Source organism: Desulfobotulus sapovorans DSM 2055, from assembly GCF_059569355.1.
In genome coordinates this window covers 95,925-114,116 of the sequence record NZ_JCANVJ010000008.1, presented here as the reverse complement: position 1 = coordinate 114,116, position 18,192 = coordinate 95,925, and the positions used below count along the sequence as shown (strand labels likewise).

The window sequence follows — 18,192 nt, the reverse complement described above, 5'->3', positions numbered from 1 at the left end:
GTGGATACAGGGCTATTGATTTCAGGGGGCCGGGTTTTCTTCACAGTCCTCGGCCATTCCGGACATCCGGTTTCCAAGCTTTTCTTCCAGCATGGCGATGGTTTCTTTTTGCTCAAGGTTTTCCTTCTGAAGCAGGCGCAGCCTGGCCGCAGCACGGAGACGGAGTACGATGTTGGGGAAAAGTACGATGATAAAGCCTGCTGCAAAACAGAGAACCCAGTACACCGCCATCTGGGTTTCGGGAAAATTAAACTGAAAAAAATAGAAATTAACGGAGAGGGTATGGGGCTGGAAAAAGAAACCCTGATTCTGATAGACAACAAGGGCAATGAATCCAAGGATAAGGAGGGTCAGGACAAATTTGATGTGTTTCATGGAGTTCCTTCTCCCAAGGTGAAAAAATGAAATTTTTCATGTGTTTGATTGTTATATCAGAGAACACCGTATTTTTGTGACCCTGATTTTCCATGGAAGGCATAAAATGGCGGTTTTCCTGATATCTGAAGAAAAACGTAGTTTTTTTGATACGTTTTTTGAGGGGTAAATTCAACATCTTTTTAGGGGGGCAAATCCCTTTCCCAGAAAAAAGGCCGAAAGTCTTCAGCTTTTTTTTTGCGGTATTCCCACCATCTCCACATTTCCAAAGACGGCAAGACGATCACCCTTCACGAGAATCATGGCATGGATTTCCCGGATGTCCCTGGCCTCTTCAATCAGCCTGTCCACATCTTCAGGTTTTTGAATCCGGTTGGCCATGGCTGTTGCAAAGGCATCGGCCACAGCGGCGTCGGGACTGATGATGACAGCCGCATCCGCACGGCCGAAACTCAAGGAATGCCCCAGTGTTCCTGAGGAGGTACAGATTCCCATGCCTTTTTCCGGGGCAGGGATGCAAAAGCCGATTTTACCGGAAAAGGGGCTGTCGCCCGCATACAGCCCCAGCGTCAGGGGCTGTTTTGAACAGACAAAGAGATCGCCGCCATTTTCCACAAGGACTTCGGCGGAGCGGAGCAGGAGTTTTCTGCCCAGGGCTTCTGCAATGGCTCCGGCAATGGCCGCCATAGGCCCGACACCTGCCCGTTTTCCGGCATCGATCATACTCTGCACCAGTGGGGACGCTTCAGGATCATCGGGCCAGGGCCGGAGGGTTTCCTGAAAAAGGGGAGATTTTCTGATGTAGTCGCGGATTTCCCTGCGCAGCCTCAGAAGTTCCTTGCGGGCAGGACTGGCAAGATCCCGGCAGGCCTGGATGTGAAGATCGCTTTCCGCTTCTGTGATGCGAAAGGCCACAAGATCTTTGCGGCCCATGCTGCTGCGGTAGCGGGTGCGGGTGCTGAAAGGATCGTGCATAACAACTCCGGCATTGGCATGGCCTGAATGGCATGAAACGGTAGGGAAAAGAAAGGAGTCTGCGGCCCTTCCCCGTGAACCGAACCGGCCTTCCTCCCTTAAGAAGGGCATGGGGGCGGGTTTGATTTCACCAGCGTGAGTAATACGGAAAGTGGCGGGACTGTCAAGGAAATGGGGGCTTATTTTTGGTGTCAAAAAAAGATGGATGGAGATGGCACTCTGAAATCTAAGGGCAGGAGGGGTTTTGGGGTGCAGAAATGGACACTCCGGGGAGCGTCCATTTCAGGCAGGGATCAGTCTGCAATGAAGAGGGCGAGGGATTCAATCACGGGCTTGTCTTCAACGTCCATGATTTCGAGGATCTCTTTGTGCAGGCGTTTTTTGTGCTCACCGAAGATGCCCCGCTTTTTCTGGAAGGTCTTGGCAAAGGCCACGGATTCCGTCAAGAGGCTTTCGAGGCTGTCGCAGGCCTTGGTGATGACATGATCTGCTTCCAGTTCTGCGGCTCCCACCCGTCTGCCCGTGAGCTTCATTTCATTGAAACGGTAGTAGGGGAAGGCTTTCTTGCAGAAGGCAATCATGCCCGGCAGGAAGGGAATGCCGAGATCCACTTCCGGAAAGCAGAAATAGCCCCGGTCGGCCCGCATGAAGCGGAAATCGCAGGCACAGCTTAAGATGGCGCCGTTACCGAAGGCATGGCCGCTGATGGCAGCGATGGTGGGCACGGGTACGGTGAGCAGTTTTTTGAAGACCTCGTTCATCAGGTACATGAAGTCCTTCATGGCCTGGTAATCCTGGTCGTTCAGTTTACCGCCCAGCCACCCAAGATCGATACCCTGACTGAAGTTTTTGCCATCGGTTCCTGTGAGGACAATGGCTTTGATTTCCGCATCGGCAAGGGCCTCATCCATAGCAGCGCAGAGGGCTTTTCCGAAGTCCATATTGTGGCGGTTTTCGCCTGCATTCATGCGGATGATGGCGACGGATTCATCCTTTTCCCATTCAACAATGGCCATGGGTATCTCCTGGGGGGTTGTGGGGCCTCTGCCCCGTTGTCAGTGGCTTTTTCTCTGGAGTACAAAGCACCGGGTGCTTTTCCCCAAAATCTTCATGGCTCCAGAAATAGTGCAAATCCCCCTTCTTGACAAGGCCGGAAAGCCGGGTTTTAAAAATTCGTATGCAAAACAAAAGGAGGGGGCAGGTCTGAATCTTTTTCTGCGTCTGAATTGACAGATTCTCCCCGTATTGGGTAGCCTGCCCCATACCCGTGAAGCTATGGGCACATGGATGAGGGGGCTTTTTCTGCCCTGAGTGTAAGAATAAGGAGGTTCCATGATCATCGGACTGGATGTGGGCGGCACCCATACGGATGTGGTGCTGCTGGGCCCCGAAGGGCTTGTGGCCAGGGCCAAGGAAGTGACGGATCACGGAGATCTGGTTTCCACCGTCATCCGGGGCGTGGATGGGGTGCTGGCGGGCGTGAAGCCCGAAACCATCAGGCGCGTGGTGCTTTCCACCACACTCACCACCAACAGCGTGATCCGCAACACCCTCACCCCCGTGGGCATGGTGGTGGCCGCAGGCCCCGGCATGGATCCGGGGCTTCACGCCATCGGCCCCTCCTTTCATGTGGTGAAGGGGGCACTGGATCACCGGGGAGCGGAAATCGCAGCCCTTGACAGGGGGGAAGTGGAAAAGGCCCTGACCCGCATCCGGGAAGAGGGGATTTCGGCGCTGGGTCTGGTCACCAAGTTTTCCGTGCGCAACCCCGCCCATGAAGAGGCCATGGAAAAGGCGGCGAAAGGCCGCTTTGACACGGTTTTCTGCGGGCATCGCATGTCCGGGGTGCTGAATTTTCCCCGGCGCATCGCCTCCTGCTGGCTGAATGCCGCCGTTCACGGGGCCTATGACGCCTTCAGAAAAGCCGTGCTGGAAGCCTTCAGCGCCAGGGGGATCACCGCCCCGGTTCATGTGCTCAAAGCCGACGGCGGCACCTTTTCCCTGGATGCGGCCCTGGAGTGTCCCGGTGAAACGGTGCTTTCCGGGCCTTCGGCCAGTGTCATGGGCGCCATTCCCCATGCGCCTCCGGGAAAGGACGTGCTGGTGCTGGACATCGGCGGCACCACCACGGACATGGCCGTTCTCATCAGCGGGGTGCCGGTTCTGGAGCCTCTGGGCGCGGAAGTGGGCGGGGTGAAGACCCTGTTCCGGGCCTTGAAAAGTGTAAGCATCGGCCTTGGCGGAGACTCGGAGCTGAAGGTGAGGGAAAAACAGCTTGCCATCGGCCCGGACCGAAAAGGCCCGGCCCTCTGCCTTGGGGGGCCAGTGCCTACGCCAACGGACGCCATGGCCGTGCTCGGCCTCTATGAAGGCGGCGACAGGGCGGCGGCGTTGAGGGGTATGGAAATCCTCGGGGCCAGCCTGGACATGGATGCGGAAGCCGTTTCGCGCTTTGTGCTGAAAAACCTTTGCGAAAAAATCCGGGATGCGGCCTTTTCCATGGTGGAGGCCATCAATGCCCGGCCCGTTTACACCCTCCATGAGATGTTGGAAGGCTATACCGTGAAGCCCGAAGCCCTCCTTGTGATGGGCGGGCCTGCAGCCGTGCTGGCAGAAGGGCTTGCCGGAGCTTCCGGCCTTGACGCCCGGGCGGTTCCGGATTGGGGGGTGGCCAATGCCATTGGTGCGGCCCTGGCCCGCACCACCTGCGCGGTCACCGTGCTGGCGGATACCCAGCGGGGCTTTGTGCGGGCTCCGGAGGAGGGCTATTCCAAAGAAGCGCCCATTGCCTTCACCATGGAGGATGCCATCCGTCTTGCCGGGGATCTGGTGCGCCAGAAGGCCCTGCGTCTGGGTGCGGATGCGGAAGGCCTTGAGGTGGAGGTGCTGGAAGCCCAGGAGTTTTCCATGATGCGGGGCTATCGCCGTGCAGGCAGAAACATTCGGGTGCGGGCCCAGGTGCGGCCCGGACTGATTCGGAACGGGGGGAGGGGATGATGCTCAAAGCCAGGCACAAAACAGGACTGGTGTTTTTTCCGGCCTTTGACTGGGCCATCGATCCCAGCCATCCGGAGCGGGAGGAGCGTCTTCTCTATACCCAGGATCAGATTTTTGAAGAAGGCCTCATGGACATCGAAGGGATTCAGGAGTTCAAGCCGGATCTGGTCACGGATCAGGAGATCCAGAGGGCCCACTTCTGCGTTCCGGACGAACCCACGGTGACCACAAACAGCCATTATGTGTCCGCAGGCGGGGCCAGGGCCATTGCCCGCGCGCTGATGGAAGGCCGCATTGAAAAGGGCTTCGCCCTGGTGCGTCCGCCGGGGCACCATGCCATGCGGGTGGTGCACGGGGGCCGGGGATTCTGCAACATCAACATCGAAGCCATCATGGTGGAATACCTGCGCAGCCACTGGGGCGTGAAGCGCATCGCCATCGTGGATACGGACTGCCACCACGGAGACGGCACCCAGGACATCTACTGGCATGATCCGGATGTGCTTTTTGTCTCCCTGCATCAGGACGGGCGCACCCTGTATCCGGGGTCGGGCTTCATGGAGGAGCTGGGCGGGCCCAATGCCGCAGGCTATACGGTGAACATTCCCCTGCCGCCCCACACCTCAGAGGAGGGCTATCTCTATACGGTGGAAAACGCCGTCCTGCCCATACTCGATGATTTCAAACCGGATCTCATCATCAATTCCGCAGGTCAGGACAACCATTACAGCGACCCCATCACCAACATGAATTTCACGGCCCAGGGCTATGCAAGACTCACGGAGCTTCTCAACCCCCACATTGCCGTGCTGGAAGGAGGCTATTCCATTGAGGCGGCCCTGCCCTATGTGAATGCGGGCATCATTCTCGCCATGGCGGGCCTCGACTACCGCCATGTGCGGGAGCCGGACTACAATCCCGCAGGACTGAGGGAATCACGGGACACGATCCAGTATATCCACAAGGTCTGTGAGCGGGTGATGGAACAGTGGGGGCGGCGGGGGCCGGAGCTTTCCCGGAAGGTTTTCGGCAAAAAGGACTTCCATGAGCGTTCCCGCTCCATCATGTACGATACGGACGGCATTCATGAGAAGCAGAGGGAGCTGCTGCGGGCCTGCACGGACTGCGCGGGAGCTTTCCGCATCGAAAGCCAGTCCGACCGGGGCTGGCGCATCATCGGCGTGCATATTCCCGTGAATGCCTGCCCGGCCTGCAAGGCCCAGGGGGAAGAATGGTACGGGAAGGCATCCGGAGCGGACAAGGCCTATCTCCAGGATCGCAGTGGGGACCGCTATCTGAAAAAGAATCTGAGCTAGGGGCGGATCTTTGTTTCCGGCCTGTAGGTCAAAACGGTAGGCGTTGAGGATGGCGTTTTTTCTCTGTTCTCCCTCTCCCAGTGGGAGAAGGGAGAAAGACAACCATCCTCAGGGCCCCCTCTCCCTCTGGGAGAGGGCTGGGGTGAGGGTTCCATAAAAAATATTCTCACCTAAGGGGAGAAAAACAGGGGTTGCGCCCCATCCTTTTGACCATATAAGCCCCCTGATTTCCGGACTCCGGACGTATGGGTAAAGGTAATCCCTATGGGAGAAGGGACGGGGATGTGGGCACCGTTTCGTGTGACGCACAATCCCGCAGGAATTTTTATTTTTTTGCTGAAAGGAGCCGCATTGGGCATGGAAGCCAGGGCCTTCCGCAGAGCGCGGATTCGGCCTCATCTGGAAACACGGATGCGGATGGCTGCGGCCATCCGGGAATTTTTTACACAAAGGGGCTTTCTGGAGGTGGAAACGCCGGTGCGGATTCCGGCTCCCGCGCCGGAAGTGCACATTGACTGTGTGGCGGCTTCCGGCGCTTTTCTTCAGGCCTCTCCGGAGCTGGCCATGAAGGAGCTTCTGGCCTCGGGGTTTGACAGGATCTTCCAGCTGGCCCGCTGCTTCCGGGCCGGGGAGCGGGGGGCAAGGCATCTTCCTGAAATGACGCTGCTGGAGTGGTATGTGAAGGCGGAGGATTACCGCTACATGATGGCGGAAACGGAAAGCCTCCTCTGCCATGTGGCGGGGGCCCTGAAGAAAGGTCTCCGCCTTTCCTGGCAGGGAAGGCCCTTTGATCTGACCCCGCCCTTTGAAAGGCTTTCCGTTGCGGACGCCTTTTTACGCCACGGGGGCATGTCCCTGGAAGAGGCTCTGGAAAAGGGCTGCTTCAACGAAGTGATGGGCCTTGACATTGAGCCGGAGCTTGGCCGGGAAAGACCCGTTTTTCTTTATGACTATCCCGCATCCGAAGCCTCCCTTGCCCGCATGAAGCCGGAAAATCCCGCCTTTGCCGAGCGTTTTGAGCTGTACATCTGCGGCGTGGAGCTGTGCAATGCCTACACCGAGCTTGTGGACGCAGAAGAGCAGGCGGCCCGCTTCCGGGAAGCGGCGGCGGAAAGGGCGCGGCTTGGTAAAAGGGCCTATCCCGAGGCCGGGGTTTTTCTGGAGGCTCTCGGCCACATGCCGCCCGCCACGGGCAATGCCCTGGGCTTTGATCGTCTGGTCATGCTTTTTTCGGATGCGGCAGACATTGGTCAGGTCACGGCCGTGCTGCCGGAGGAGCTTTAAAATGAAAAAAGGGCGTGGATTTTTTTTTAAAAGGGAGGATGGGATGGGACTGCGGTGTTTTTTTCTGGGTTTTCTGCTGTGCCTATTGGGCGTGTCACCGGCCTTTTCCTGGATGGATGAGGCTTTCATTCCCGCATGGGAAGAGGATTACCCCCCTGTGTCAGGATAGTTGTCACTTCCGTGCGACCCAAACAATCAACTTGGGGGCTTGGAGGTTGACATGCCGTACTCTCAAATGTTCAAAGACAAAATGGTCTGCCGGATGACAGGCCCCGATGCCATTTCCGCCGGAGCATTGTCAAAGGAGATTGATGTATCTCAGTCAACCCTCTCCAGATGGCTCCGTAAAGCTTGTCAATGCTGCACTTGCCCTGAAGTCTCCCAATGAAAGAAAAACGCCCCCAGGACTGGACATCCGATGAGAAACTGAATGCGATTATTGAGGCCAGCAAGCATTGACAATGCGGATCTGGGGGCTTTTTTACGTGAAAAAGGCCTCCATGAAACCCATCTGGAACAGTGGCGTTTGCAGATCCTGAATGCGCTACAGAGACAACCTGCCTCCAATATGAAAAACAAATCCCTATCATCAGATACTAAAAAAAATACGGGAACTTGAGAAAGAGCTTCAAAGGAAGGAAGCCGCTCTTGCTGAGGCTGCTGCCTTGCTGATTCTGAAAAAAAAAGCCCGGAAAATCTGGGGGGACGAGGACGGGAACATGGCCCTGAGGAGCGCAAAATGATACTGGCCCTGATGGATGAGGCCGTAAAAAGCGGGGCCAGACGACTTTGCAGGGCTGCCCAAACCCTTGGCCTTAGTGTCCGGTCTCTCATACGCTGGAAAAAAAAGGACGGGGGTGAAGACCAGCGGTGCGGCCCAGGAAAACCCCCTGAAAACAAGCTCACGGAGCTTGAAAAACAAGTGGTTATCGATACGGCAACCAGTCCCGAGTTCAGGGCTCTTTCACCAAAACAGATTGTCCCGTTTCTGGCGGATCAGGGAATCTATCTTGCCTCAGAATCCAGTTTTTACAGAATTTTGAAAGAACATAGGATGTTGCATCACAGACAAGCCTCAAAATCCGCTGAAAGGAAAAAACCTGAGGAACACACAGCAACAGGGCCTTGCCAGATATGGAGCTGGGACATCACATACATGAAAACCGATGTCCGTGGACAATTCTTTTATCTTTACATGATTATCGATGTCTGGAGCCGGAAAATCATTGCTGCAAGGGTTCACGAAAATGAGTCCATGGATCTGAGTTCAAAGCTTGTAGGTCAGAGTTGCATACTTCACGATATCCATCCTAAGAGCCTGGTTTTACATTCTGATAATGGCGGACCTATGAAGGGAGCCACCATGCTTGCGACTCTGGACAGGCTCGGTATTATTCCTTCATTTTCAAGGCCAAAGGTGAGCAATGACAATCCCTACTCAGAGTCTCTTTTCAGAACCATGAAATATCGTCCTGCCTATCCTTCAAAGCCATTTTCTTCTTTGCAGCAGGCCCAGGAGTGGGTCGATGATTTTGTCGTCTGGTATAACACGGAACACCTGCACAGCAGCATTCACTTTGTGACACCCGATGACCGGCATTACAACAGGCATTTGGATATTCTCAAAAAGCGTCATGAGGTCTATCAGAAAGCCAGAAATACCCGAACTGAAAGATGGACTTCCGACACAAGAAACTGGCAGCCGGAGCTTGAGGCAGCCCTTAATCCAGGTAAAAAACAGGGTCATCTCATGGAGAAATCCTGCCTTGAAGCTGCCTGAAAAAATCAGACTTCAGGTGACATCTATCTTGACACTTACCGTTCCGCACTAGCCGGACATTTCGATTTGATGAACTCGAACATGGGGCGGAAAACTTCAAAGCAGGCCGGGGCCAGGATTGGCACAACATCTTTGGCGAATGCTATTTTCTGGCCATCGCTGACAAATTTTATAAAGCCATCTGTCCGGTCAGTATCGACAACAAAGTATTGGTCTAAATCTGGTACACCATGAAACAACAACTCGATGGTCAGTAATGACCTATTGCCATAATTACCGCCGGTATGTGGGTTGATTACCTGATTACGAATCTGCCCGTTGGTGGGTACGGGTAAAAGTATCGCGTAACTTTCATGGGCATTGTGCTTTTTCACCAAACACTGACATGGATCGGTTTGCACATTTTGTCCAAGTTGGTTCCAGTCGTTGTATGCCTCATCAAAATCAAAAACAGAGAAAAAGGTACGACCTGGGTGCTTTTGGTAAAGCGTATTGTCCCTAATGAGATTACGAAGGAATCCACAACTGAACGCATTCTGTATCTCAAAATTGCGCTCCTCAGTCGGGTACAGTTTCGACCACGCAGTTTCAAGAATCATTTCGTCGGTGATCCCCTCAGTAAACAAGACGGCCCCGGAAGTATTCTTGAGAACGTGATGAATGTTTAACCGAGCTTCACTCTCGGAAAAAGAAATCAACCCTGCAGAGAGCGATTTAATGACATCAGCTTTCCTGACCTTCTTTGAAACGACATTCGAGCCATCAAATTCAAACAGGTTGATGACGCTCTCATTGGCATTTGTGATGGTCGATGCGCTATGGCTGCTCATCAGCACATGGTTGTTTTTTGCGGTGGTATCGGTGATCTCGAAGACCTGCCTGAGGAAGTCGAATTGCCATTCCGGGTGCAGGAAGGAGTCGGGCTCATCGAGCAGGGTGATGCAGTTGCGGTCCTTGAACAGCTCGACGATGGAGTAGATGTACACCGACTGGAACTGGCCGTCGCTGAAGTGGGCGATGGTGGCGTCCACGGCGCCGGTCAATTGCAGGGGGATGGTGATCTCGGCCAGCATCCCTAGGGTCTTCAGGTTGTCGAACTGGCGGAACAGCTCCTGGGCGCTGAGGTCGGCAAATTCGTGCCGGATTTTGGCGATATCGAAATAGAGGATGTAACGATCTGGTTCAGCGAAATAACCCTCGGAGCGCACCGGGCTGCCGCTGGCGGTGTTGATGCAGCCATGGAGCCGGTCGAGAAAGGTTTTAGTGATCCCTTCCGGCTGCCAGTAGCGGTCGGTTTCGTCGTTGAATTCGATGCCAAAACGGGAATCGGCGGCGTAGGCGGGGCGCTCCAGAACCACCTTCGCTTCTGAGGCCACTGTTTCAATGCCGAGCTTCTGGCAGATGAATTGACGGGCCTTGCAGGTGTCGGGCTGCATCAGCAGCACGGCTAGCAGCAATTCCTTGTAGTCCGGGCCGATGCCGATGAAATACCGGGCCTCGTCAAAATCGGCGCGTTTGATGCGTTTCCGGAAGACCTCTTTATACTGCTCGACGAGCTTTGCCACCGTGTCGTTGTGGCCGGAGTAGTAGATCAGCACATTGTCCGGCAGCGGCGTCTTGCCGATGGTTTTTCGCTCTTTACCACCGATGGTCAGCTTTCCGGAGTTCCAGCCGATTTCGGTGGCCTTGCCGTCGATCTCAAAGCCGATGCGGTAATTGAAATCGCAGGCGGCCTTGTCGCGGTCGAACTCAACGATATGGCGGAAGATTTCGATGAGCGCCTCGAACAGATTGGATTTCCCGGTGCCGTTCTTGCCGACAAAGACATCGATAAAGCTGGCTCCGTCGAAGCCCAGGGAAAAGTCGCGAAGATTCTTGTATTGGCCGATGTAGAGCGATGTCAGGCGCATGGCATCTCCCTATACCTGCGCCATCAAGGCGTTGAGCAGTTCAGTCTGTTTGTCGGTGGCGGCGTCGATCTGCTGGTCGAGCGTGTCGCACAGAGACATCAACTGGTCGATGCGGGCGACGATGCGGTGTTGTTCGGGGAGCGGGGGGAGAGGAATCGCAAATAGTGCAATGTTGCCCATGCTGAGGTTGGGCCGCGCATTATCAACCTGTTTATCAAACATATAGCTAAGACAGATTGGGCTATTGAAAAATTTTAAAAAATAGTTGTGGTCCAGTTTTTCAATCAAACGAATTATCGTCACCGCTTGGTTTATGTTGGTAATCTCATCAAGATCAAAGATGGCGGTTCGTCCGATGGATGCACCAACGATGTTCATCAAAATGTCACGTTTTTGAAGAATAGACCTTGGCTCTATCTGGTTGAATTTTTCCTCTACATACTTCTTTTTCTCAAGAAGCAACTCGAACGCTCCAACATTTTCACTGGTGACAAAGAGAATTCCTTCCCCTTCATTTACATATTTCACACCTTGCCAATTCGGTGAAGATCCTTTGGTTATTACCTGCGTTAGCTCGCCCAGCCTCACCCACTCCCACCCCTGCGGCAACTCATAGGGCACTTCCTCCGGCTTGATGGGTGGCAGGGGCTTCGGCTTCTTGATTTTGCCTGCCTTCACCAGCCGCTGTTTTTCGGCATCGATCTCCTTCAGCAGTTCGCTGGCGGGTGGGTCGCCCGCGTCTTGGGGGGCGATGCGGCCCATGACGGCGAGTTGGAGGATGGCCTTGCGCAGTTCGTCGACGTTTTCCTTGACGGTGTAGAGTTCGCCAAAGTGCTGCTGGATGAAGTCCCAGGCCGAGCCGTCCGGCGTGTCGAGCAGTTGTTTGATGGCAGCGACGTGAACAGCCAGCCGCTTCTCCTGCTGCTCCTTGCACAACCTCTCCAACTCATCGCACCTCGCCATCAACTGGTCGATGCGGGCGACGATGCGATGTTGTTCGGGGAGGGGGGGAAGAGGCATCAAATGGGTAATGACTGTTGAGGTGTTCAGCTCAATCTGATTTGTCGTCCCGGAAGCTGATCCTTCGATTTCATTCTGAACTGTAGGGCTCTGAATCCAGCGCCAAAGGAAGACCGGTCTGACTTCAATTGGACGAACAACCGTCACATGTGAGTCGGCTACTATTTCAACACCTTCAAGCTCTTGCGGAACAAGACATGCTCGGCCAATGGTTCCAGTGCCAGTCGAGTTCCATAGTAGATCGCCAACTCTCAAGAACCGGATCGGCTCATACTTGTCCAAAGAGGCCGGATCAATATACCGTGCAGGCTCAAGATCGAGTCTGTACCAGCGAACGCATTTTTGCGAGATTACTCGATGCGTGGAAACGTCTACATATTTCGGCCCCTTGCCGCGCTGAATATACGAGCAAATGTCACCCAGCCGCACCCACTCCCACCCCCGCGGCAGTTGGTAAGGCATTTCCTCCGGCTTGATGGGCGGCAGGAGCTTGGGCTTTTTGATTTTGCCTGCCTTCACCAGCCGCTGTTTTTCGGCCTCGATCTCCTTCAACAGTTGGCTGGCAGGCGGATCATTCGGGTCCTGCTCCACCAGCTTGCCTTGCATGGCAAGGGTCAGGATCAATTCGCGCAGTTTGGCGATGCCGTCGGGCGCGGCAAAGGCGGTGTCGAAGTGCTGTTCCAGCAGATTACGGGTGGCTTCGGTCATTTCTTGCCCCTCTTCTTCTGCGTCGCTTCGATTTTCTTCAGTTCGGTCTCGGCCTCCGTTGGTTTGCTGGAAAATTCGGAAATTCCGAATTTTCTCGTCACCTGCATTGGAACCGGCTCACCCTCGGCGGCAGGTATTCGAAAATTTCGAATATGCGATCTATTCATCGCCGCCCTCCAGTTCCTTCTCGATCTGTTCGATGCTGGGCAGACTACTCTCAAGGCTTTTCGGCAGAGCTCGAGTCAGTTCAAAGCTGGAAATACCGATAGGCTTGTCGATGCCGCGCAGAGCGTATTCCGCCAGCACCCGGTCGGGTTGCTGACAAAGGATCAGGCCGATGGTGGGTTTGTCGGTTTCATGGCGCAGCTTGTCATCGACCACGCTGCAATAGAAATTCATCTTTCCGGCGTATTCGGGTTTGAAATCGCCGCGTTTGAGATCGATCACCACATAGCAGCGCAGCTTGAGGTGGTAGAAGAGCAGGTCGATGTAGAAGTCTCTATCGCCTATGTCGAGGTGGTATTGCCGTCCGACAAAAGCAAAGCCCTGACCCAGCTCCAGCAGAAACTTTTCCAGATGGGCAATGAGGCCGGTCTCCAGTTCGCGCTCATGAAAGCCAGATTCCAGGGTGAGGAAGTCGAACAGGTAGGGGTCTTTCAGCGTCTGCTGCACCAGATCGGAATCGGGCGGCGGCAGTCGTTTGGCAAAGTTGGTGGTGGCTCGCCCCTGGCGATGATGGGCGGCGGTTTCAATCTGCATTAGCAGAATATTGCGACTCCAGCCGTTTTCGATGGCTGCCTGCATATACCACTTGCGGGTAGCTGGATCTTTGACCTTGGCCATCAGCTCGGAATGATGCCCCCAGGGAACGGATTGGATTAGCTCGACGGGGAAAAGTGCCGCAAGCTGTGGCCCTTTTGGATCAGAATCAATTTGTGCCACAGCTTGTGGCACAAATTCCAGATGTGGATATTCGCGATAGAATGCCAGCATCCGCTTGATGTTGCGCTCTGAAAATCCCTTTTCTTCGGGCAGCTCGTTATGCAGGTCAAGAGCGAGACGGGGTATCACCCCGGCCCCCCAGCCTTCCTTGCGTTGACGGGTATCAATCAATGCGCCGATTTCCCAGTAGAGCCGGATCAACTCGGCATTGACCGCCAGCACGGCGCGGGTCTGCGCATGACGAACGCGCTGTTTGATATCGGTCAGCAACCCGGTGTAGTCGGTGGGCAGCGTTACATTTTTCTTCCTGCTCATGCCTTCCCCCCCAGGCAGGCCATCAACTCGGCCTTTAAGGCAGCCTGCGCCTCTTCGAGCTGGTGGACGATTTGCTGGTACTCGACCATCAGCTCTTCCGGATCGCGGTGGTTGACCTCAACCTCGTGGGGGTTCTTGCAGTCCAGGTTGTAGTTGCGCTCGGCCAGTTCCTTGGCCGAGACCTTCCAGGCCTGCTCGGTGGTTTTGCGCCCACGGCGGGAGGCTCCGCCCCACCAGCCCTTTTCGAGATCGAACTCGGCGATGGTCAGGGGTTTGGAGCGGGAGTAGGACTTGTAGCCCTCGGGATACGGATGCTCGAAGAACCACACTTCCTTGGTCGGCCCGCCCTTCTCGAAAAAGAGGATGTTGGTGGCGATACTGGTGTAGGGAGCAAACACGCCTTTGGGTAGACGCACGATGGTGTGCAGGTTGAACTCCTCCAGCAGCTCGCGCTTGAGGGTGGTCTTGACGCCCTCGCCAAAGAGAAATCCGTCGGGCAGCACCACGGCTGCCTTGCCGGTGTCGTGTTTCAAAAGGTGCATGATCAGAGCCATGAAAAGGTCGGCGGTCTCGCGGGTCTGGTACTTCTTGAGGAAGTTTGATTCGATGCCGTCTTCTTCCATGCCGCCGAAGGGCGGGTTGGTGATGATCAGGTCCACCCTGTCTTTTGGTGTATAGCTTTGAAGTTGCTTCGCCAGGGCGTTGTCGTGGCGGACGTTGGTGGGGACATCGATGCCGTGCAGCATCATGTTGGTCATGGCCAGCATGTGCGGCAGGGGTTTCTTCTCCACGCCGTGAATAGACTCCTGCAGGCGCTTGCGGTCGTCAGCGGTTTTGACCTGTTTGTTCAGATGCTCGATGGCGCAGGTGAGAAAGCCGCCGGTGCCGCAGGCCGGGTCAAGGAGGGTCTGGCCGAGTTGGGGATCGAGCATATCGACCATAAACCGGGTGACAGCACGGGGGGTATAGTATTCACCGGCGTTCCCGGCGGATTGCAGGTCGGAGAGGATCTTTTCGTAGATGTCGTTGAACAGGTGACGGTCGCCGGACTTGTTGAAGTCCACATCCTTTTCGATGGCGTTGATCACCTGGCGCAGCAGGGTGCCGGACTTCATGTAGTTGTAGGCGTCCTCGAAGACCGAACCGACTACTTTGCCATGGGGCGAAACACCGGCGGTGGTGGCCAGTTTCTTGAGCGCCGGGAAGAGGTCGTTGTTGACAAAGTCGATCAGCTCCTCACCGGTCATCCCCTCGGGGTTTTTGGCCCAGCTTGACCAGCGGAAACGGCTGGGCAGCGGCGACTTGTAGCCGGACACGGTGAGCTGCCACTCCTGTTCCTTGTCATCGAAGATCTTCAGGAAAATCAGCCAGACCATCTGGCTGATGCGCTGAGCGTCGCCATCGACGCCGACATCCTTGCGCATGATGTCCTGAATGGCTTTGATCAGGGTGGTGAGTGACATGGTTGTGTTATCTCCAGTTCTTTTTGTCAGGCGCTATAGAGGGCTTGTTCCAGCTCGCCCACAGCCTGCTGATACTGATCCAGTCCGCCAAAGGCGCGGATGATTTCCAGCGGGGTGCCGAATTTGGTAAAGGGGGCAATGGTGAGAATCTGCGTCTCTTCGATGTGGGCCACGCCTTCATCGGCGTACTTGTCGAGCAGGGCCTCCAGCACCCGGCGGGCCTGCTCTTTGTAGCGGGTAAAGTAGTTGCGTTTCTTCACCTTTTCTGCCCGCTCCTTGCGGGTGAGCGGCGGCATATCCCAGGCGACATGGCAGACCAGATCGAAGGGGTCGAAGGCTTTGCCGGATTGCCGCCCGATCTCATCGGCAAGGGCATCGAAGAACACGCCCTGTTCCGACAGTTCGTCGATGATGGCCTGCTTCTTCTCGGTGCTGCTCCAGCGGCGGAGGAAATCGTCGAGGCTGGCGTACTCCCTGGCCAAGGCCTTGCGGGTGTAGTCCTTGAGGGATTCGGTGATCAGTTTGCCTTCGGCGTCGAAATACTGGACGCGTTCGGCGGCGACCTTGACTTCGACATTGGCCACGACGTAACGGCGAATGCCGCCTTCCTCAGCTGGACCGGGTTCGGCTACGCCGATCCATTCCTGGTCCTCTCCGGGTTCCGGGTAGGTGACGCCACCGCCAACTTCGGGATCGACAGGAACATCCGGCGGCACCGGCGACTGATCCCCGCTGGGTTCGTAGATCTGCACCGGGTCACCGTCGAAATCAGGGTCGGCAAACAGCTCGGTCGCCTTCTTGAAGTCGATGATGGTGAAGTAGTACTTGCCGTAATCTTCGTTGATGCGGGTGCCGCGTCCGATGATCTGCTTGAACTCGGTCATGGACTGGATGCGCTGGTCGAGCACGATGAGTTTGCAGGTCTGCGCATCGACACCGGTAGTCATCAGCTTGGAGGTGGTGGCAATAACCGGGTATTTGCTCTCCGGGAAGATGAAGTTGTCGAGTTCGGCCTTTCCTTCCTCATTGTCGCCGGTGATGCGCATGACGTATTTGCTGTTCTGCGCCACCAGATCGGCGTTTTCATTGACCAGGGCCTGACGCATGCGTTCGGCATGGTCGATGTTTTCACAGAAGACGATGGCTTTGTCGAAGCGGTTGGTCTGCCTGAGGAACTCGGTGATCTTTTTTGCCACCAACTGGGTACGCTGTTCAAGGATCAGGGTCTTGTCGAAATCTTTCTGGTTGTAGATACGGTCTTCGATTTCGTTGCCGTACTTGTCGATCATGCCCTTGTCGGGCCGCCAGCCGGTCAAGTCCCGGTCAAGATCGATGCGCACGACCTTGTAGGGGGCAAGGAAGCCGTCGTCGATTCCCTGCCGGAGGCTGTAGGTATAGATGGGATCGCCAAAGTAATCGATGTTGGAGACTTCTTTGGTCTCTTTGGGCGTGGCGGTAAGGCCGATCTGGGTGGCGGAGGTGAAATATTCGAGAATTTCACGCCAGGCCGAATTGGCGGCAGCGCTGCCCCGATGGCATTCATCAATGATGATGAGGTCGAAAAAGTCTGGGCTGAACTGCCGGTAGATGTTTTTCTTTTCTTCGTTGCCGGTCACGGCTTGATAGAGGGAAAGGTAAATCTCATAGGACTTGTTGGCCTGCCGCTTCTGGATCTTGGTCATGGCCGAACCAAACGGCTTGAAGTCGTTGGTCATGGTCTGGTCGACCAGGATGTTGAGGTCGGCAAGAAACAGGATGCGTTTTTTCGCCTTGGATCTCCACAGCCGCCAGATGATCTGAAAGGCGGTGAAAGTCTTGCCGGTGCCGGTGGCCATCACCAGCAGAATGCGATTCTGGCCCCGCGCTATCGCCTCGATGGTCTTGTTGATGGCCAGCAGCTGGTAATAGCGCGGACTTTTATCACTGCCGTCGCTGAAATAATCCTGCGTGACCAGTGCATTCTGCTGATCGTTCAGGCCACGGTGCTGCGCCCACCATTGCCACAGCGTTTCCGCAGTGGGGAATTCGTGGAGTGCAAGTTCACGCTCGACAATGCCGCCCCCTGGTTGGCTGGCGGCAATCTTGTCGTGGAACAGAAAACCGTCGCCGTTGGAGCTGAATACAAACGGCACTTGCAACATCTCGGCATAGCCCAACGCCTGTTGCATACCGTCGCCAACCCTGTGGTTGTTGTCCTTGGCCTCGATAATGGCAATGGGGATGTTCGGCTTGTAAAACAGGACATAATCGGCGCGCTTGTGCTTGGCACGGGTATGCAGCTTACCACGCACGATGATGCGTCCCTTGGTGATAGGAAACTCTTCACGGATCTGGGTCGTGACATCCCAGCCCGCCTTCTCCAGGGCAGGCGTGATGTATTTTGTGCAGATATCGCGCTCGGAAAGTTGTTTTTTATTCATCAGGCCAACTTCCCCTGTTCTTTCATTCGCTCACAAAAAGCTTCGAATTGCCTTCTCGCGAGCTTGAAGGGAACCGTCTTGCTGTTTTCCCAGCGGTTGATCGTGGAAAAGCTCACCCCCAGCTCGTGAGCCAGCTCTTCCTGGCTGAGCCCCAGATGTTGGCGGACTTCTTTGACCGTCTCCGCAAAATTTTCCGGTGCCTTTGCCATATCGGTTTGCCTCAATTCCTTGTGCGCCACCAATTCACGGGCGGCAAGTGAACGCATCTTGCCCAACGTACAATTACGGTCCTCAATATAGCAGGTGATAACGCATGTGGAAAGATGAAAGTCGGCGGTTATTTCAGAATTTTCCGACACATCCCGCTACAACCCGGTAAGTAATCCTCCAGAAAGCCCCCTGTGTCAGGGTAGTTGTCACCTCAGTGCGACCCAAACAATCAACTTGGGGGTTTGGAGGTTGACATGCCCTACTCTCAAATGTTCAAAGACAAAATGGTCTGCCGGATGACAGGCCCCGATGCCATTTCCGCCGGAGCGTTATCAAAGGAGATTGATGTATCTCAGTCAACCCTCTCCAGATGGCTCCGTAAAGCTTGTCAATGCTGCACTTGCCCTGAAGTCTCCCAATGAAAGAAAAACGCCCCCAGGACTGGACATCCGATGAGAAACTGAATGCGATTATTGA

13 protein-coding genes and 1 pseudogene are annotated in these 18,192 nt (G+C 55.2%); 4 read left to right on the top strand and 10 right to left on the bottom strand.

Features of this window, described 5'->3' with window-relative positions; all coding sequences use genetic code 11:
- Positions 1-21 precede the first annotated feature (21 nt).
- From BR04_RS08300 to BR04_RS08290, 3 genes are all read right to left on the bottom strand, one after another.
- On the bottom strand, positions 22-375 hold the full coding sequence (locus BR04_RS08300; RefSeq protein WP_496355532.1) for a lipopolysaccharide assembly protein LapA domain-containing protein: 354 nt from the start codon (positions 373-375) through the stop codon (positions 22-24).
- 225 nt (positions 376-600) lie between these two features.
- Positions 601-1,350, bottom strand: coding sequence for a UPF0280 family protein (locus BR04_RS08295; RefSeq protein ID WP_496355531.1), 750 nt, complete (start codon positions 1,348-1,350; stop codon positions 601-603).
- A gap of 293 nt (positions 1,351-1,643) precedes the next feature.
- The gene (locus BR04_RS08290; protein ID WP_496355530.1) at positions 1,644-2,366 is read right to left on the bottom strand and encodes an enoyl-CoA hydratase/isomerase family protein; all 723 of its coding nucleotides are present in this window, start codon (positions 2,364-2,366) and stop codon (positions 1,644-1,646) included.
- A 316-nt stretch (positions 2,367-2,682) separates the two neighbouring features.
- On the opposite strand from BR04_RS08290, the gene BR04_RS08285 reads away from it, so the two are divergent.
- From BR04_RS08285 to BR04_RS08270, 4 genes and pseudogenes are all read left to right on the top strand, one after another.
- On the top strand, positions 2,683-4,347 hold the full coding sequence (locus BR04_RS08285; protein WP_496355529.1) for a hydantoinase/oxoprolinase family protein: 1,665 nt from the start codon (positions 2,683-2,685) through the stop codon (positions 4,345-4,347).
- The gene (locus BR04_RS08280) at positions 4,347-5,663 is read left to right on the top strand and encodes a histone deacetylase family protein (protein ID WP_496355550.1); all 1,317 of its coding nucleotides are present in this window, start codon (positions 4,347-4,349) and stop codon (positions 5,661-5,663) included. Before BR04_RS08285 ends, BR04_RS08280 begins: the two co-directional genes overlap by 1 nt.
- A gap of 282 nt (positions 5,664-5,945) precedes the next feature.
- Positions 5,946-6,947: an EF-P lysine aminoacylase EpmA gene (epmA, locus tag BR04_RS08275; RefSeq protein WP_496355528.1), complete on the top strand. Its 1,002-nt coding sequence runs from the start codon at positions 5,946-5,948 to the stop codon at positions 6,945-6,947.
- Positions 6,948-7,167: 220 nt separating this feature from the next.
- Positions 7,168-8,727, top strand: a pseudogene (locus BR04_RS08270) (IS3 family transposase).
- A 35-nt stretch (positions 8,728-8,762) separates the two neighbouring features.
- Here BR04_RS08270 and BR04_RS08265 read toward each other — a convergent pair.
- From BR04_RS08265 to BR04_RS08235, 7 genes are read right to left on the bottom strand one after another with little or no spacing between them, the layout of a single operon-like run.
- Positions 8,763-10,637: an AAA family ATPase gene (locus tag BR04_RS08265; RefSeq protein ID WP_496355527.1), complete on the bottom strand. Its 1,875-nt coding sequence runs from the start codon at positions 10,635-10,637 to the stop codon at positions 8,763-8,765.
- A 9-nt stretch (positions 10,638-10,646) separates the two neighbouring features.
- Positions 10,647-12,365, bottom strand: coding sequence for a restriction endonuclease subunit S (locus BR04_RS08260; protein ID WP_496355526.1), 1,719 nt, complete (start codon positions 12,363-12,365; stop codon positions 10,647-10,649).
- On the bottom strand, positions 12,362-12,532 hold the full coding sequence (locus BR04_RS08255; RefSeq protein WP_496355525.1) for a hypothetical protein: 171 nt from the start codon (positions 12,530-12,532) through the stop codon (positions 12,362-12,364). Before BR04_RS08255 ends, BR04_RS08260 begins: the two co-directional genes overlap by 4 nt.
- Entirely contained in the window at positions 12,525-13,622 is a 1,098-nt protein-coding gene (locus BR04_RS08250) for a PDDEXK nuclease domain-containing protein (protein ID WP_496355524.1), read from the bottom strand. The genes BR04_RS08255 and BR04_RS08250 overlap by 8 nt, the downstream gene beginning before the upstream one ends.
- Complete coding sequence (locus tag BR04_RS08245; protein WP_496355523.1) at positions 13,619-15,085, bottom strand: type I restriction-modification system subunit M; 1,467 nt, start codon at positions 15,083-15,085, stop codon at positions 13,619-13,621. The genes BR04_RS08250 and BR04_RS08245 overlap by 4 nt, the downstream gene beginning before the upstream one ends.
- Positions 15,086-15,111: 26 nt before the next feature.
- Positions 15,112-17,505 carry an EcoAI/FtnUII family type I restriction enzme subunit R gene (gene hsdR, locus BR04_RS08240; protein ID WP_496355522.1) on the bottom strand — a complete coding sequence of 798 codons (2,394 nt, stop codon included), beginning with the start codon at positions 17,503-17,505 and terminating at the stop codon, positions 15,112-15,114.
- On the bottom strand, positions 17,505-17,771 hold the full coding sequence (locus BR04_RS08235; protein ID WP_496355521.1) for a helix-turn-helix domain-containing protein: 267 nt from the start codon (positions 17,769-17,771) through the stop codon (positions 17,505-17,507). The genes hsdR and BR04_RS08235 overlap by 1 nt, the downstream gene beginning before the upstream one ends.
- Positions 17,772-18,192 lie beyond the last annotated feature (421 nt).

Bases quoted from the DNA above. Each gene is read 5' to 3' on its own strand.
- BR04_RS08300 (WP_496355532.1), bottom strand. From the start codon at position 375: ATGAAACACATCAAATTTGTCCTGACCCTCCTTATCCTTGGATTCATT.
- BR04_RS08295 (WP_496355531.1), bottom strand. From the start codon at position 1,350: ATGCACGATCCTTTCAGCACCCGCACCCGCTACCGCAGCAGCATGGGC.
- BR04_RS08290 (WP_496355530.1), bottom strand. From the start codon at position 2,366: ATGGCCATTGTTGAATGGGAAAAGGATGAATCCGTCGCCATCATCCGC.
- BR04_RS08285 (WP_496355529.1), top strand. From the start codon at position 2,683: ATGATCATCGGACTGGATGTGGGCGGCACCCATACGGATGTGGTGCTG.
- BR04_RS08280 (WP_496355550.1), top strand. From the start codon at position 4,347: ATGCTCAAAGCCAGGCACAAAACAGGACTGGTGTTTTTTCCGGCCTTT.
- epmA (WP_496355528.1), top strand. From the start codon at position 5,946: ATGTGGGCACCGTTTCGTGTGACGCACAATCCCGCAGGAATTTTTATT.
- BR04_RS08265 (WP_496355527.1), bottom strand. From the start codon at position 10,637: ATGCGCCTGACATCGCTCTACATCGGCCAATACAAGAATCTTCGCGAC.
- BR04_RS08260 (WP_496355526.1), bottom strand. From the start codon at position 12,365: ATGACCGAAGCCACCCGTAATCTGCTGGAACAGCACTTCGACACCGCC.
- BR04_RS08255 (WP_496355525.1), bottom strand. From the start codon at position 12,532: ATGAATAGATCGCATATTCGAAATTTTCGAATACCTGCCGCCGAGGGT.
- BR04_RS08250 (WP_496355524.1), bottom strand. From the start codon at position 13,622: ATGAGCAGGAAGAAAAATGTAACGCTGCCCACCGACTACACCGGGTTG.
- BR04_RS08245 (WP_496355523.1), bottom strand. From the start codon at position 15,085: ATGTCACTCACCACCCTGATCAAAGCCATTCAGGACATCATGCGCAAG.
- hsdR (WP_496355522.1), bottom strand. From the start codon at position 17,505: ATGAATAAAAAACAACTTTCCGAGCGCGATATCTGCACAAAATACATC.
- BR04_RS08235 (WP_496355521.1), bottom strand. From the start codon at position 17,771: ATGCGTTCACTTGCCGCCCGTGAATTGGTGGCGCACAAGGAATTGAGG.